This window comes from Streptomyces sp. NPDC051219, from assembly GCF_040682335.1.
GTDB lineage: Bacteria > Actinomycetota > Actinomycetes > Streptomycetales > Streptomycetaceae > Streptomyces.
The window spans coordinates 62109-77290 of the sequence record NZ_JBFBAS010000027.1 but is presented as its reverse complement, the minus strand read 5'-3'; the positions used below and the strand labels follow the sequence as shown (position 1 = coordinate 77290).

General features: G+C 71.5%; 13 protein-coding genes and 1 pseudogene. 7 read left to right on the top strand and 7 right to left on the bottom strand.

Going from position 1 to position 15182, the window contains the following annotated elements; translation table 11 throughout:
• Positions 1-21: 21 nt before the first annotated feature.
• The gene (locus AB0M62_RS26045) at positions 22-930 is read right to left on the bottom strand and encodes a sirohydrochlorin chelatase (protein ID WP_366076715.1); all 909 of its coding nucleotides are present in this window, start codon (positions 928-930) and stop codon (positions 22-24) included.
• A 228-nt stretch (positions 931-1158) separates the two neighbouring features.
• Between AB0M62_RS26045 and AB0M62_RS26040 the strand changes: the two genes are divergently transcribed.
• Positions 1159-1857, top strand: a complete 699-nt coding sequence (locus AB0M62_RS26040) for an ElyC/SanA/YdcF family protein (protein ID WP_366076714.1) — start codon at positions 1159-1161, stop codon at positions 1855-1857.
• A 125-nt stretch (positions 1858-1982) separates the two neighbouring features.
• A complete protein-coding gene (locus AB0M62_RS26035) occupies positions 1983-4247 on the top strand; it encodes a molybdopterin oxidoreductase family protein (protein ID WP_366076713.1) in 2265 nt (754 codons plus the stop codon).
• On the opposite strand, the gene AB0M62_RS26030 is transcribed toward AB0M62_RS26035, so the two are convergent.
• The 3 genes and pseudogenes from AB0M62_RS26030 to AB0M62_RS26020 form a co-directional block, all read right to left on the bottom strand.
• Positions 4153-4674: a gamma-glutamylcyclotransferase family protein gene (locus AB0M62_RS26030; RefSeq protein WP_366076712.1), complete on the bottom strand. Its 522-nt coding sequence runs from the start codon at positions 4672-4674 to the stop codon at positions 4153-4155. The two genes, AB0M62_RS26035 and AB0M62_RS26030, sit on opposite strands and share 95 nt — an antisense overlap.
• Positions 4671-5030 (bottom strand): divalent-cation tolerance protein CutA, encoded by a 360-nt coding sequence (gene cutA / locus AB0M62_RS26025; RefSeq protein ID WP_366076711.1) that lies wholly within the window; start codon positions 5028-5030, stop codon positions 4671-4673. Before cutA ends, AB0M62_RS26030 begins: the two co-directional genes overlap by 4 nt.
• Positions 5031-5164: 134 nt before the next feature.
• Positions 5165-5443, bottom strand: a pseudogene (locus tag AB0M62_RS26020) (NAD(P)H-dependent oxidoreductase); the annotation flags it as partial.
• Between the two features lie 444 nt (positions 5444-5887).
• Here AB0M62_RS26020 and AB0M62_RS26015 point away from each other — a divergent pair.
• Positions 5888-6025, top strand: coding sequence for a hypothetical protein (locus AB0M62_RS26015; RefSeq protein ID WP_366076710.1), 138 nt, complete (start codon positions 5888-5890; stop codon positions 6023-6025).
• A 114-nt stretch (positions 6026-6139) separates the two neighbouring features.
• On the opposite strand, the gene AB0M62_RS26010 is transcribed toward AB0M62_RS26015, so the two are convergent.
• Positions 6140-6919: a TSUP family transporter gene (locus AB0M62_RS26010; RefSeq protein ID WP_366076709.1), complete on the bottom strand. Its 780-nt coding sequence runs from the start codon at positions 6917-6919 to the stop codon at positions 6140-6142.
• 180 nt (positions 6920-7099) lie between these two features.
• On the opposite strand from AB0M62_RS26010, the gene AB0M62_RS26005 reads away from it, so the two are divergent.
• The 3 genes from AB0M62_RS26005 to nirD are packed head-to-tail and all read left to right on the top strand — an operon-like array spanning position 7100 to position 11354.
• The gene (locus tag AB0M62_RS26005) at positions 7100-8419 is read left to right on the top strand and encodes an FAD-dependent oxidoreductase (RefSeq protein ID WP_366076708.1); all 1320 of its coding nucleotides are present in this window, start codon (positions 7100-7102) and stop codon (positions 8417-8419) included.
• The gene (gene nirB, locus AB0M62_RS26000) at positions 8419-11025 is read left to right on the top strand and encodes a nitrite reductase large subunit NirB (RefSeq protein WP_366076707.1); all 2607 of its coding nucleotides are present in this window, start codon (positions 8419-8421) and stop codon (positions 11023-11025) included. Before AB0M62_RS26005 ends, nirB begins: the two co-directional genes overlap by 1 nt.
• A complete protein-coding gene (nirD, locus tag AB0M62_RS25995) occupies positions 11022-11354 on the top strand; it encodes a nitrite reductase small subunit NirD (protein WP_366076706.1) in 333 nt (110 codons plus the stop codon). Before nirB ends, nirD begins: the two co-directional genes overlap by 4 nt.
• Positions 11355-11440: 86 nt before the next feature.
• On the opposite strand, the gene AB0M62_RS25990 is transcribed toward nirD, so the two are convergent.
• Positions 11441-11851, bottom strand: a complete 411-nt coding sequence (locus tag AB0M62_RS25990; RefSeq protein WP_366076705.1) for a VOC family protein — start codon at positions 11849-11851, stop codon at positions 11441-11443.
• A 600-nt stretch (positions 11852-12451) separates the two neighbouring features.
• On the opposite strand from AB0M62_RS25990, the gene AB0M62_RS25985 reads away from it, so the two are divergent.
• Positions 12452-13609, top strand: a complete 1158-nt coding sequence (locus tag AB0M62_RS25985) for an alkaline phosphatase PhoX (RefSeq protein ID WP_366076704.1) — start codon at positions 12452-12454, stop codon at positions 13607-13609.
• 88 nt (positions 13610-13697) lie between these two features.
• Here AB0M62_RS25985 and AB0M62_RS25980 read toward each other — a convergent pair whose 3' ends face one another.
• Positions 13698-14678 (bottom strand): helix-turn-helix domain-containing protein, encoded by a 981-nt coding sequence (locus AB0M62_RS25980; protein WP_366076703.1) that lies wholly within the window; start codon positions 14676-14678, stop codon positions 13698-13700.
• Positions 14679-15182 lie beyond the last annotated feature (504 nt).

The window sequence follows — 15182 nt, the reverse complement described above, 5'->3', positions numbered from 1 at the left end:
GAGCCGATGACGATTGGACGGTCAGGCCGTCGCCAGTTCCCGCCGCGTCTCCGGCGCGGCTCCGGTCTGTACCCGGCCGGACAGCGCCTGGTCGTAACGGTGCAGGAGCAGCCGGGCCAGCGCGGGGTGCGCCCCGAGCGGGGCGGAGGCGATCCAGGGTGCGCGCTCGGCGCACTGGGTGGCGAACCGTCCCGGTGCGGTGAAGTACGACGCCACTGCCACCCGGTTGTGGCCACGGGCGGTGAGCGCGCGCAGTGCCTCGGGGACGGTGGGCGAGGCGGCGGAGGCGTAGGCCGGCAGCACCGGGACTCCGCCGAGGCGTTCGCTGAGCATCTCGGCCGTACGCCGGGTGTCGGCGGCGGACTCCGGGTCGCGCGATCCTGCGGCGGCCAGCACGACGCCGGACCCGCGCCGTGTCCGCTGTCCCTCCGGCCAGCCGGCCTCGACGAGCCGGGCGTACAGCGCCTCGACGAGCAGCGGATGCGGGCCGAGCGGCGCGGCGATACGGCTGTCCAGGCGCGGGGCGGTGCCCGCGGCCTGGGGAAGGTCCTGCTTGACGTGGTAGCCGCGGCCGAGGAGCAGGGGTACGAGGACGGCCCGGCCCGTGCCGAGTGCGGCGAGGGTGTCGGGCAGCAGGGGCTCGTTCAGCTCGATGTGCCCCAGGCGTACGGACAGCTGCGGCCTCAGCTCGCGAACCCGCTCGAGGAGCGCGGTGACCGTGCGGAGCGCCTGCGGATCGCGGCTGCCGTGCGCGACGGCGACGAGGGTGGGCGAGGGCATGGGCCTACGGGTTCCGTTCAGGTGGACGTTGCTGAGCTGGCTGCCGAGCTGGGAGGTGATCCGGCTGAGCAGTTGCGCCGTGCTGTCGAGGGGGCCGCTGAGTGGATTGTCGGGGGGCAGGGACTCGCGAAGGTGTGCCGACTCCGTCATGAACCGATCCTGACGGCCGGAGGTTGCCGGGTCGTTGCGCGAGGGTGACGTGTGTTTTCCAGCGCCTCACCGGCAGGGGGGCCGACGTGTCAGGGGGACGGCCACCCGGGGCGGGCGCAGGCTCGACCGCGATTCGGCATCACCGAACCTTTTCGGGCTTGTTCGCGTCTGATCATTTCGAGGGTTGAGCGTTCGAGGGCTGCTGCCCGGATCACCAGGGAGACTTCTATGCGCAAGCCGCGGCTGCCGCGCGTCAGGCGGCTCTGTCTGCCGCAGACCACCCGCGGGCGACGACGCGTCGTGCGGGCCGTGATGCTGGGGTGCGTGCTCGCGCTGCTGCCGTCCACCTGGACCCATGTCATGGCGGCCGACCGCATGCGCAGCACCGTCACCGCACCGGCGACCGACGTCGCCGTGGTCTTCGGGGCCGGACTGTGGAAAGGGAGACCGACGCCGTACCTCGCGCACCGGCTCGACGCCGCCGCCGGCCTCTACCGGGCGGGCAAGGTCAGGGTCGTACTCGTGACCGGGGACAACGGACGGGTGGAGTACGACGAGCCGGACGCCATGCGCGCCTACCTCACCGAGCGCGGGGTGCCGGACGGGCGGATAGTCAGCGACTACGCCGGGTTCGACACCTGGGACTCCTGCGTCCGGGCCAAGAAGATCTTCGGGGTGGACCGGGCCGTGCTCATCAGTCAGGGCTTCCACATCCGGCGGGCCATCGCGCTCTGCCGGGCCGCCGGCGTCGAGTCGTACGGGATAGGAGTCGCGGCCGTGCACGACGCGACGTGGTACTACGGCGGCGCCCGGGAGGTCTTCGCGACCGGCAAAGCGGCACTCGATGCGGTGTTCAAGCCCGATCCGCGCTTCCTCGGCCCCGAGGAGACGGGAGTGACCGAGGCGTTGACCGTGCGGGAGCACTGACCCCGGGGGCGCGGGGCTGGGGCGGGGCGGCCTCACCGGACCGGTACGTGCCGCAGGAGCGCCGCGTACCGGGGGCGTAACGCGTTACGCCCGTCGCCGTAACACGGCCGTCGCACGCTGGCACCATGCCCGCACCGAACGCCGCCGCCCCGATCCAGACCCACTGTCCGTACTGCGCCCTGCAGTGCGGCATGGGACTGCGTCCACAACCGGGCTCCGTGGTCGAGGTGGTGGAGCGGCCGGACTTCCCGGTCAACCGTGGCGCCCTGTGCGGCAAGGGGCGCACGGCACCCGCGGTGCTCTCCTCCCAGGTTCGGCTGACCGGGCCCCTGGTCCGCACCCACGCCACAGGCAGGCTCGAACCGGCCACCTGGGAGGAGGCTCTCGCGCGCATCGCCGAAGGTCTGGCGGGGACGAGGCACACGTACGGGCCGGACGCCGTCGGCGTCTTCGGCGGCGGCGGGCTGACGAACGAGAAGGCGTACACGCTCGGGAAGTTCGCCCGGCTGGTGCTCGGCACCTCCCAGATCGACTACAACGGACGCTTCTGCATGTCCTCGGCCGCGGCAGCTCACAACAAGGCCTTCGGGCTGGACCGCGGACTGCCGTTCCCGCTCGAGGACATCCCGCGCACCGGGTGTGTGGTCCTCGTCGGATCCAACCTGGCCGAGACGATGCCGCCCGCGCTGCGCTATCTGACCGAGCTGAAGGAGAACGGCGGCACGCTGATCGTCATCGATCCGCGCCGCACCAGAACCGCCGAGCAGGCGGATCTGCACCTTGCCCCGCGACCCGGCACCGATCTCGCGCTCGCGCTCGGGATGCTGCATCTGGTGATCGCCGAGGGGCGTACGGACGAGGAGTTCATCCGGGAGCGTACGAGCGGCTGGGACGAGGCCAGGGCGACCGCGATGGCTCACTGGCCGGAGCACGTCGAGCGGATCACGGGCGTGCCCCTCCCACAGCTCAGGGAAGCCGTCCGGATGTTCTGCGCGCCCGAAGCCGCGATGGTGCTCACCGCACGCGGTCCGGAACAGCAGTCGAAGGGCACGGACACGGTCGGCGCCTGGATCAATCTCTGCCTGGCGACGGGCCGGGCGGGCCGGCCGCTGTCCGGTTACGGCTGTCTGACCGGCCAGGGCAACGGCCAGGGCGGCCGCGAGCACGGCCAGAAGGCCGACCAGCTGCCCGGCTACCGCAAGCTCACCGACCCGGCGGCGCGTGCGCACGTCGCCGAGGTGTGGGGCGTGGAGCCGGACACGCTGCCCGGCCCCGGACGCAGCGCGTACGAACTCCTCGACGCGCTCGGCAGCGAGGTGAAGGCGCTCCTCCTCATGGGGTCGAATCCGGTGGTGTCGGCGCCGCGCGCCGCGCACATCGAGGAGCGGCTGCGCTCCCTTGACTTCCTGGCGGTCGCGGATGTGGTCCTCTCGGAGACGGCGGCGCTCGCCGATGTCGTGCTCCCGGTGACGCAGTGGGCCGAGGAGACCGGCACGACGACCAGTCTGGAGGGGCGGGTTCTGCTCCGCAGGCAGGCGGTCTCCCCGCCCCCCGGTGTGCGCACCGATCTGGAGGTGCTGCATGCGCTGGCCGGCCGGCTGGGCTGGGAGAAGGGCTTCCCGACGGACCCGGAGGAAGTCTTCGAGGAGCTGCGCCGGGCGTCGGCCGGCGGGCCCGCGGACTACTCGGGCATCACCTACCGCCGGATCGTGGAGGAGAACGGCGTGTTCTGGCCGTGCCCGGAGAGGCCGCCGCACCCCGCGGACGGCGGAGCCGAAGTCTGCGAGGACGCGTCGCTCGACGTGCCGGAGGACGACCCGTCGGGTGATGTGCATGCGGGGGCCGGCCTGGTTTCCCAGGCGACCGGACCGCACCCCGGTACGCCCCGGCTCTTCCTGGACCGGTTCGCCACCGACGACGGTCGGGCCCGGTTCACGGCCGTCGGACACCGGCCCGCCGCGGAGGAGACCGACGCCGAGTACCCGGTACTGCTGACGACAGGGCGGGTCGTCGCCCAGTACCAGTCCGGTGCGCAGACCCGCCGGGTGGCCGAGCTGAACGCGGCCGCGCCCGGGCCGTTCGTGGAGCTGCATCCACGGCTCGCGGACCGGATGGGGGTGGCCGAGGGGGACCCGGTCGCGGTGGTGTCCCGTCGCGGCCGCGCGGTCGCCCCGGCGCGGATCACCGGGACGATCAGGCCGGACACCGTGTTCATGCCGTTCCACTGGCCGGGCGAGGGCCGGGCGAACACGCTTACGAACCCGGCGCTGGACCCGACGTCGCGCATGCCGGAGTTCAAGGTGTGCGCGGTCCGCGTCGAGCCGGCGAAGGCCCCTGACCAGGACGGGGATCCGGACCGGGACCAGTCCCGGAACCGGAACCGCGGTTGAGCCAGTCGCCACCCGGGATGACGTCACCACTGCGGCGCAGTTCCCGCTCCAGCCGTGGTGCCGCGACGTAGACCCAGGCGCGCACCGCGGTACCGTCCGGCCGTACGGCGTCCCGCGCCACCCGGTCGTACACATTGAGCGGATGACCCGGGCCGTAGAACTCCTCCAGCGTGTCCAGTACGGACAGCAGCTCGCCGTACTCGCCGGGCGCGGCGGTGACGAGGTCGCCCGCCACCGCCCCCGCTCCTGCTGCCCCGTCGGCCCGCTCCTCGATCGCGTACGGGTAGCCGGGCCCGTCGTAGAGCAGTGCGCCCGCCAGCGTCGCGGGCTCCGCCGCCGCCGTACGGCCGCGCAGGAACAGGTCGTGGTTGTACTGGCCGGGGCGCAGGGTCCCGTAGACGAAGAAGGGAAGTGGGGCGGACGTCAATGCGTCTCCCCCGACACCCAGGTCAAGTACTCCTCACTGCCCCGCACGACGGGTGTCGCGATGATCTCGGGGGTGTCGTAGTCGTGGGCGGCCTTGAGGTGCGCCTCCAGGACGCCGTACCGCGCGGCGGTCGTTTTGAACAGGACCTGCCACTCCGGAGCGGTCTCGAGGACCCCCTCCCAGCGGTAGACGGACATGACCGGGCCGACGATCTGCGCACAGGCGGCGAGCCGCGCCTCCACCGCGCCGCGCGCTAGGGCCGCCGCCTTGTCGGCGCTGTCGGTCGTGGTCAGCACCGTCAGCGCGGTGGGTGCGATCGGGTCGGACTGTGGCGTCAGCCCTTCGGCCGGTGTCACTGGTTGTCTCCCTCGGGCGGTAGGGCGGTCGGCTTGCGGTCGGGCGGTCCACTGCTGTGCGCGTGGAACCGTACGCAAGGCAGTTGTACCGCCCGGACGCCTCAACCGCTGCGGTGCCTCGACCGCGCAAGGCCTCAGCTGCCGTAGGGGCGGACCGACTTGGCGTCCCGCAGGGCGATCGCCCACCACGCCAGCTGATCGAGCACGGTCTTCGCGGCCGCTGTGCAGGCCGCTGGATCCCGGTGCTGTCCGTCCTGGTCGAAGTGGGCACGCGCGTTGTGGAAGCTGACCGTGTCACGGACCGTCACGGCATGCATCTCGGCGAACACCTGACGCAGTTGCTCGACGGCGCGGAGGCCGCCCGAGATCCCGCCGTAGGAGACGAAGCCGACCGGCTTGGCCTCGGAGCCATGGGGTGAGCTTCATACCTGAAGCGTGATTGAGGCAAGTGACGCCGGCCCGCGCCACCCATGTCACCCGTTCGGCAAAGTGGGCCCGGTCGGCCTGTCGGCCGCCCGTCACCGCGCTGACCTGCCGGAACGCGGCTCAGGGGGGGCTGCACGAGGGCCCTGGCCGCAAAATCTGACGAAGCATCAGCATGCGCACTCGGCGTGCCGCCCGTTTCCTCGTACAAGGAGCACGGACCGGTCCGGTTCCGCCTGTGCCACTCGGAATCGCCTGTGCACTCGGAGGAGCACCCACGATGGGACGTAAGCGACACGGCGCACCTCTGGTCGCCGGCCGGCTCACCGTGGCGCACAGCATCCGGCCGGGCACCTCCGGCACAGGGGCCGCCTGCCGCAAAGGCAGGTTCCCCACCGGCGATCCGATCGTCGCTGCCACCGGACCGGAGAGTCATGAAGACCGGCGTCGGCGGCGGTACGACGAAGGTCACCGACACCACCCAGGTCGCGGCGGGAGTGGCCGTTCTGGCCGCAGCCGCCGTCGGCGGTACCTGGCTCCTGCGTTGCCGGGCGAGCGGCACGCAGAGCTGACCGGACGCCCTCCGCTGTCCACCGGTACCGCCCCGTCCCTGCCTCTGGAAGCTTCTCGCTTCCGGAGGCAGGTCGACGCGGCATCCGCACCGGCGCCGGCCGGCCGATCCGGGGTCAGCCGGTCCACTGGTCGAACGCCAGCTTCGCGATCAACGAGAAGACGACCACCAGCAGCACCCCACGGACGAACCCGCTGCCCTTCTTCAGCGCCATGCGCGCGCCGACCGTGCCGCCGACCAGGTTGAAGAGCGCCATCAGGGCGGCAAGCTTCCACAGCACCGTGCCCTGGTAGGCGAACATCGCCAGCGCGCCGCCGTTGGTGCAGACGTTTACGATCTTCGCGGTCGCCGAGGCCGTCACGAGGTCCATGTGCAGGATCGCGGTCAGCGCCAGGACCAGGAAGGTGCCGGTGCCGGGCCCGAACAGTCCGTCGTAGAAGCCGATGCCGACGCCCGCCAGCAGGATCGCGGCGGCGACCCGCTGCCGGGTGGCGGGCCCCGTGGCCGGGGCTGAACCGAAGGCGGGCTTCAGCATCACGAAGGCCGCGACACCGAGCAGCACGACCATGATGACGGGCCGCAGCACTTCGCTGCTGATCCCGGCGGCGAAGAACGCGCCGGTCATCGAACCGGCAAGGGCGGCGAGCCCGATCCGTACCGCGATCTTGACGTCGACGGGCGCTTTGCGTACGTACGTGACCGCCGCTCCCGACGTCCCGACGATCGCCACCGCCTTGTTCGTGCCGAGTATGTGGGCGGCGGGGACGTTCGGCAGCCCGAGCAGCAGTGCCGGGAGGAGCAGCAGCCCGCCTCCGCCCACCACTGCGTCGATCCAGCCCGCCACGGCCGCGGCGAGGCAGAGGACGACGATCATGGTCAGCGATATGTCAGGCACGATCGCGACCCTATGGACCAGTTACGTGTGCCGTCCATCGATCCCGGGAGAGTTGAGCCACATCTGAGGTTGGGCGGCGAACCGCCCTCACATGCCGGGACGCCCCGCGCTGAGGGCAGCGTTCCCCGCGGGAAACAGTGGGGATGCGGGCGGGAAACAGCCGCGCCGCAGGCTGCTGGCATGACCTCGGAAACACGTGTAGTGGTGATCGGCGGCGGGATGGCGGGCGCCCGGCTCGCCCAGCAGCTCGCGCCGTCTCCCGGCACGGCGGTAACCGTACTCGGCGAGGAGTCGCACGCGCCGTACAACCGGGTGCTGCTCGCCGAGGTCCTCGCGGGCCGGTACGGGCCCGACGTCATCGCCCTGCCCTCCCCCGGCCCGGCGCTCCGGGCCGGGGTGCGGGCGGTCCGGGTCGACCGCGCCGACAAGGTGGTGCAGTGTGACGACGGCAGCGTCGTCGGATACGACACGCTCGTCCTGGCCACCGGGTCGAACCCGGTCCTGCCGCCATTGCGCGGTCTCGGCCGCGATCTGCCGTCCGGCGTCCACCCGTTCCGCACGATGGACGACTGCGTGGCCCTCTCCGCCGCCGCGAGTCCCGGTACCCGCGCCGTCGTCATCGGCGGCGGGCTGCTCGGGGTGTCGGCGGCCCGGGCGCTGGCGGAACGCGGCGCGCAGGTGGTGCTCGCCCAGCAGGGTGAGCACCTCATGGAACGGCAGCTGGACCGCGCCGCCTCGGCGCTCCTGCGCACCCACCTGGAAGGGCTGGGCGTAGAGGTCCACACGGAATGCCGGGTCCGCGGCCTGCGCTGCGAGCCCGCGGGGGCCGGGACGGGCACGCGCCCGAGCGGCGCGGGGCCCGGGGCCGGGGTCGTCTCGGCCGTCGAGCTTGCCGACGGGTACGCGCTCGACGCCGATCTCGTCGTCCTCGCCTGCGGAGTCCGGCCGAGGACCGGCCTCGCGCTGGCCGCGGGGCTCGACGTACGACGCGGCATCGTCGTCGACGACGAGCTGCGTACGTCCGACCCCCACATCCGCGCCATCGGCGACTGCGCCGAACACGCCGGCACGCTGTACGGCCTGGCCGGCCCGGCGCTGGAGCAGGCCGACGTCCTGGCCCGGCTGCTGACCTCCGCACCCGCGGCCACCGCGCCGCGCTACTCCGGCACCCGCGCGCTGACCAGGCTCACCCTCGCGCACGCCGATCCGGGCGGCCCGGACACGGACCCCGGCCGTAATCCGCACCCGCGGCCGCTCGACCTCGCCGCCTTCGGCGAGACGACCCCGCTGCCCGGGGACGACGTCCTGCACCTGGCCGACGCCACCCGCAGCACATACCGCAAGGTCGTCGTCCGCGGCGACCGCCTGGTCGGCGGCGTGCTGCTCGGCGATCTCGGCACCGTCGGCGCCCTCGCCCGTACCTGGGAGGGCGACGAGCCGCTCCTGGATTCCCCGGCGAATCCGCTGCTCCACCTGCTCACCAACGATGGAGGCTCCTGATGTCCGCCCAGTCCAGCCAGTCCGCTCCGACGATCGTCCTGGTCGGCCACGGAATGGTCGGCCAGCGCTTCCTGGAGGCGCTCGCCGACCGGGGGGTGACCGAGCGGGCCCGCGTCGTGGTGCTCTGCGAGGAGCCCCGGCCCGCCTACGACCGGGTCCAGCTGACCTCCTACTTCGCCGGCCGCACCCCCGACGACCTGTCCCTCGTCGAGGCCGGCTTCATGGAGCGGCACGGCATCGAACTGCATCTGGGCGACCCCGCGCAGACCATCGACCGCACGGCCCGCACCGTCACCTCGCGCGCCGGGCAGGTGTTCGCGTACGACACCCTGGTCCTGGCCACCGGCTCGTACCCGTTCGTACCGCCCGTCCCCGGCAAGGACGCGACGGGCTGTTTCGTCTACCGGACCATCGAGGACCTGCTCGCGATCGAGGAGTACGCCAAGGACAGCGCCACCGGCGCCGTCGTGGGCGGTGGCCTCCTCGGCCTGGAGGCGGCCGGGGCGCTGAAGGGGCTCGGCCTGGCCACGCACATCGTGGAGTTCGCACCCCGGCTGATGCCGGTCCAGGTCGACGAGGGCGGCGGCGCGGCGCTGCTGCGCACGATCGAGTCGATGGGGCTCTCCGTCCACACGGGCGTGGGCACCCAGGAGGTGCTTGCCAACCCGGAGACGGGCACAGTGACCGGGATGCGGCTGTCGGACGGTTCGACGGTCGCCACGGACCTCGTCGTCTTCTCGGCCGGTGTGCGCCCGCGCGACCAGCTGGCCCGGGACTGCGGCCTGGCGGTCGGCGAGCGTGGCGGAATCACCGTCGACGAGCAGTGCCGGACCTCCGACCCTGATGTGTACGCGATCGGGGAGTGCGCCCTCGCCGCCGACGGCCGGGTGTACGGCCTGGTCGCGCCCGGCTACGAGATGGCGGAGACGGTCGCGGGCGCCCTCGACGGGTCGGCCGGATCCTTCACCGGGGCGGACCTGTCGACCAAGCTCAAGCTGCTCGGCGTGGACGTCGCATCCTTCGGTGACGCGCACGGGGCCGGGGACGGCTGCCTGGACGTGGTCTACTCCGACTCCCGCTCGGGCGTGTACAAGAAGCTCGTGGTGGGCCAGGACGGGACGCTGCTGGGCGGGGTGCTGGTCGGTGACGCCGATGCGTACGGCATGCTGCGCCCGCTCACGGGCTCCGTCCCGCCGGTGTCACCGGAGCAACTGGTGCTCCCCGCGGGGATCGGCGCCCCGGCCGCGCTCGGCCCGGCCGCGCTGCCGGACGAGGCGGTCATCTGCTCCTGCCACAACGTCACCAAGGGCGCGATCCGCGGAGCGGTCACCGAGCACGCGTGCACCACCGTGCCGGAGGTGAAGAAGTGCACCAAGGCCGGTACCGGCTGCGGCAGTTGCGTCAAGGTCCTCACCACCCTCGTCAACGACGAGCTGGAGACCCAGGGCGTGAGCGTCGACAAGGGGCTGTGCGGCTGCTTCGCCTACACCCGGGCCGAGCTGTACGAGATCGTCCGCACGCTGCGCCTCACCTCGTTCGCCGAGCTGCTGGACGGCCACGGGCGCGAGGGGGCCCGTGGCGGCGAGGGGTGCGAGGTCTGCAAGCCGACCGTCGGGTCCGTCATCGCCTCACTCGCGCCGACGATCGGCGCCGACGGCTATGTGCTGGCCGGCGAACAGGCCGCGCTGCAGGACACCAACGACCACTTCCTGGCGAACATGCAGCGCAACGGCTCCTACTCGGTCGTGCCGCGCATCCCCGGCGGTGAGATCACTCCGGACAAGCTGATCGTGATCGGCGAGGTGGCCCGCGACTTCGGGCTCTACACGAAGATCACCGGCGGCCAGCGGATCGACCTGTTCGGCGCCCGCGTCGAACAGCTCCCCCTGATCTGGACCCGGCTGGTGGACGCGGGGTTCGAGTCGGGGCACGCGTACGGCAAGGCGCTGCGCACCGTGAAGTCCTGCGTGGGGCAGACCTGGTGCCGCTACGGCGTCCAGGACTCCGTACGCATGGCGATCGATCTCGAGCTGCGCTACCGGGGACTGCGGGCGCCGCACAAGCTGAAGTCCGCGGTCTCGGGCTGCGCCCGCGAATGCGCGGAGGCGCAGAGCAAGGACTTCGGCGTGATCGCGACGGCGAGCGGCTGGAACCTCTACGTCGGCGGCAACGGCGGCGCCACTCCGCGCCACGCGGACCTGATCGCCCAGGACCTGTCGGACGCCGAGCTGGTCCGGCTCATCGACCGGTTCCTGATGTTCTACATCCGTACCGCGGACCGGCTGGAGCGCACCGCGACGTGGCTGGAGCGCCTGGAGGGCGGCCTCGACCACCTCAGGGACGTCATCGTGCACGACTCGCTCGGGCTGTGCGCCGAGCTCGAGGCGCAGATGGCCGACCATGTGGCCCACTACCGCGACGAATGGGCCGAGACGATCAACGACCCGGACCGGCTGCGCCGATTCGTCTCCTTCGTCAACGCGCCCGACGCACCCGACCCGTCGGTGCGGTTCGTACCGGAGCGCGACCAGGTCAAGCCGGACCTGACGGTGCTGTCCGGCCCGGTGATACCCGTCCGCACGCTCGAAGGGACCACGGCACGATGACTCTCCAACTCATGCTGCAGGACGACTGGTTCACGGTCTGCGAACTGTCCGCGCTCACTCCGGGCCGGGGCGTGGCGGCGCTGCTCCCGGACGGCAGCCAGGCGGCGGTCTTCCTGGACCGGTCGGGGCGGGCTCACGCGATCGCCAACCGCGACCCGTTCACCGGGGCGCAGGTTCTCTCGCGCGGGTTGCTGGGCTCCCGGGACGGCCGCCCGTTCGTCGCCTCGCCGCTGCTCAAGCAGCGCTTCGACCTGGAGTCCGGGCGCTGCCTGGACGACGAGTCACTGTCCGTCCAGGTCTTCACATGCCGCCGGGCGGCAGCAGCCTGACGGCCGAATGGGCGGCGGGCGTGGCCTACGAGGGGCTCGGGGTGTGAGCCCCCCGTAGTGGCGGGTGCGGTGGACCCTGCCGCCCGTCAGCCCTGCGGCTCCACGGCGGACGGGTCCATCCACATGACCTCCCAGATGTGGCCGTCCGGGTCCTGGAAGGAACGGCCGTACATGAACCCGTGGTCCTGGGGCTCGCTCGCCTCGGAGCCGCCGGCCCCGAGTGCGCCGTCGGCCAGCTCGTCGACCTTGGCCCGGCTCTCGGCGCTCAGGCAGAGGAGGACCTCGGTGGTCTTCGAGGAGTCCGCGATCTCCTTCTTCGTGAAGTCCTTGAAGCGCGGCTCGGTGAGAAGCATGGCGTAGATCGTGTCGCTGATGACCAGACAGGCACAGTTCTCGTCGCTGAACTGTGCGTTGAAGGAGTAGCCGACCTTGCTCCAGAACGCCTTGGTGGTCTCGAGGTCCTTGACCGGGAGGTTGACGAAGATCATCGTGGGCATGAGCCGTCTCTCTTCTCTCGTTCGCCTGCCGGGTGGCGGCGCTTTCGATAGGTAGACCCTGGCGCCCTGCGGAACTCATCGCTCGTCGGAAAATAGTTTCCGGCGGCTTCCGGCCGTCTCCGGCAGCCGCGGTCTCACCGCCCCGGTCTCACCGCCCCGGTCTCACGGTGTGCGGCCGGGGCGGTGAGGTTCTGGGGCGGGCTGCGGGCGCAGCGGGTGCTCAGGCGTAGAACGGGCCCGGCGTGGTCCAAGTGGTGTTGCCGAAGACGTTCAAGTCCTCAATGGTGATCTTCGGTGGTCGCGTGCGCAGCTGTGAAGCCGGAGAGGACAAGAGTCAGGCCGGCCAGTGACGCGACGAGCAGTCGCATCAGGTGTTTTGTCATGCTCGGGAAGCCAGTGTCACGCTGTCGGTCCCACTGCCGATCGCCCCGATCCTCACAAGCGGATGGCGGCCATGTGCTGGAACCGCACCCCACCCGGACGGACTTCTCCGCTTCACCGGTTGTTGCTGCCCCGTCTATTCGCGACTTCTAGGTTCCCGTAGCGCGCGACCCCGTAGCTGTCCGGCACGCGGGGCCACCTCCATCCTCTGGAGTGACCATGGAACGTCGCAGCCTCCTGCGCGCAGCAGTGATCGGTACCTCGGCTGCCGTCTTCGGCGGCACGCTCTCCCACGGCGCGGCCTACGCGGCGCCCGCCCAGCCCGGCCCCAGCCCGTACGGCCCGCTCGGCGCGGCCGACGCCAACGGCATCATGCTGCCCAGCGGGTTCACCAGCAGGGTGATCGCCCGTTCCGGACAGACGGTGTCCGGCACCTCGTACACCTGGCACAACGCCCCTGACGGCGGCGCCTGCTTCGCGGACGGCAGCGGCTGGATCTACGTTTCCAACTCGGAGATCAACCCCGGCGGCGGCGCCAGTGCGGTGAAGTTCAACTCCTCCGGCACCGTCACCGGCGCCTACCGGATCCTCTCCAACACCCGCCAGAACTGCGCCGGCGGCGCGACCCCGTGGAACACCTGGCTGTCCTGCGAGGAGGTGTCGCTCGGCTACGTCTACGAGACCAACCCGTGGGGCGGCACCAGTACCCGCCGTGACGCCATGGGCCGGTTCAAGCACGAGGCCGCGGCCGCCGACCCGGTCCGCCAGGTCATCTACATGACGGAGGACGAGACCAGCGGCTGCTTCTACCGGTTCATCCCGACCACGTGGGGCAACCTCTCCTCCGGCACTCTCCAGGTCCTCAAGGCCGGCACCGCCACGTCCGGCTCGTTCACCTGGGCGACGGTGCCCGACCCCGACGGCTCTCCGACCGTCACGCGCAGCCAGGTCTCCGGTTCGAAGAAGTTCAACGGCGGCGAAGGCTGTCACTACGCCGACAACACGGTCTGGTTCACGACCAAGGGTGACAACCGCGTCTGGCAGCTCAACCTGCAGAACAGCACCTACGAACTCGCCTATGACGACTCCCTGGTCCCCGGCGGCGCTGCCCCGCTGACCGGCGTGGACAACATCACCGGCTCCTCCTCCGGCGACCTGTTCGTGGCCGAGGACGGCGGCAACATGGAGATCTGCATCATCACGCCGAACGACGTCGTCGCGCCGTTCCTGCGGATCTCCGGACAGTCCGGCTCGGAGATCACCGGACCGGCCTTCTCCCCCAACGGCTCGCGGCTCTACTTCTCCAGCCAGCGTGGTGCGAGCGGTAGTTCGTCGGGTGGCATCACCTACGAGGTGACGGGGCCCTTCCGCGCCTAGCCCGGGAAGAGTCTCCGGCCGCTCCTCGGGCGGGGAGCCCGCAGGGTCGGCCAGGCCGCAGCAAGTGGCAGGCACAGCCCGCCGGCCCCTAACCGGTGGAGACCCCCATCGTGGCGCCGCCCCTCAGCAGGGCGGCGCCCAACGGCGTCACCGTGTGCAGGACGGAGTTGCCGTGCCGCAGGGTGGCGACCAGCCCGGCCTCGCGCAGTACGCACGCGTGCTGGCTCGCCGAGGCCAGGGACACCTCGGCCCGGCGGGCGAGTTCGCTGGTGGTGGCGCCGTTGCCGACGGCCCGCAGGACGGCCGAGCGGGTGTGGCCGACGAGCTTGCCGAGGGACTGGCCGGGGTCGGCCCGGTCGGGCGCCGTAAAGTGCTGCGCCGGATAGACGAGGACCGGCGGCAGCGCCGGGTCGTGCAGGGTCACCGCGGTCCGGCGGCAGAAGAACGACGGCTGCAGCAACAGCCCCCGCCCGTCCAGCCGCAGATCCCGGTCCACCGGGTAGTCCACCTCCAGTACCGGCGCCCGCCAGCGCAGCATGGGCGGCAGCGACGCCAGTAGTTCGTCCGCGCCGCCGTCCAGGAGCGCCCGGCCGCGCACGGCACGCTCCGACTCCACCTGGGTCTGGATGTGCGTCCAGTACGGCTCGATGGCCGCCCGGTGGTAGTTGCGCAGGGCACCGAGGAGCCGGCCGAGCGGCTGTACGCCGCCCTCGGACAGGGCTCGCAGCCAGCCGGGCAGATGGCGGCCCGCGGCAAGCAGGGAAAGCTCGGACCGCAGCCGCTCCCGCGGGGTCCCGCGCAGCGCGTCCAGAGCCGTGTCCATGCCTTGCAGGCCCTCGCTCGGCGTCAGAAAGTCCGGGAAATAGCCGCGGGCCGGTATCAGTGCAGCGAGCAGCCGCGTTTCACCATTCAACCGCGCCCGGGTTTCCCTTCGCCATTCACCGAAGACCACGGCGCCGCGCCGGTCTCTTATTCGGTGAAAGCTGAGAATGGTTTCCCACAAAGCGTCTGGTCTGGCGGCCATCCGCACCCCTGCCAGGTCCACTCCAGTGAAATGGATGCGCAGCACCGAACCCCCACCTGTTGCAACCGCAATCGTCCCGCCAACGAGTATGCACATCATCACAGGACGTCACCACGCCCTTTCGGCCACAGTTGAAACGCCTCGCGGCGTCCCCCGCCCGAACGAAATGCTGTACCCCGCCGGGCACACTCCAGAGCGTTCGGAAACGCACCGCGAAGGCCGTGGGGGGCTTTGCGGAGCATGGCGGCGGACGCTTTGGAAGCGCTTGACGTGTCCGGCAGCGTGACAGGAGGCGGCGGGTGGGTGGGGATCCGCACGCCGCCTCCTGCAGAATTCCTGCAGAATTCAACATTCGTTCTGCACCGTGAAAGGGCTTTCCGGGAGATGGCAGAAAAAATCCGACTCCCCGGCATGCCGAAGGGGCGGCACCCCGCACAAGGTGCCGCCCCTTCTCTCTGTGCGCCGGAACCGCCGTCGGGTCGGTGAGGGCCGGGTGCCGGGCCGGTGGGAGCAAGCCCCCACCGGCCCCCGACGTCAGCTCCGGGGTTC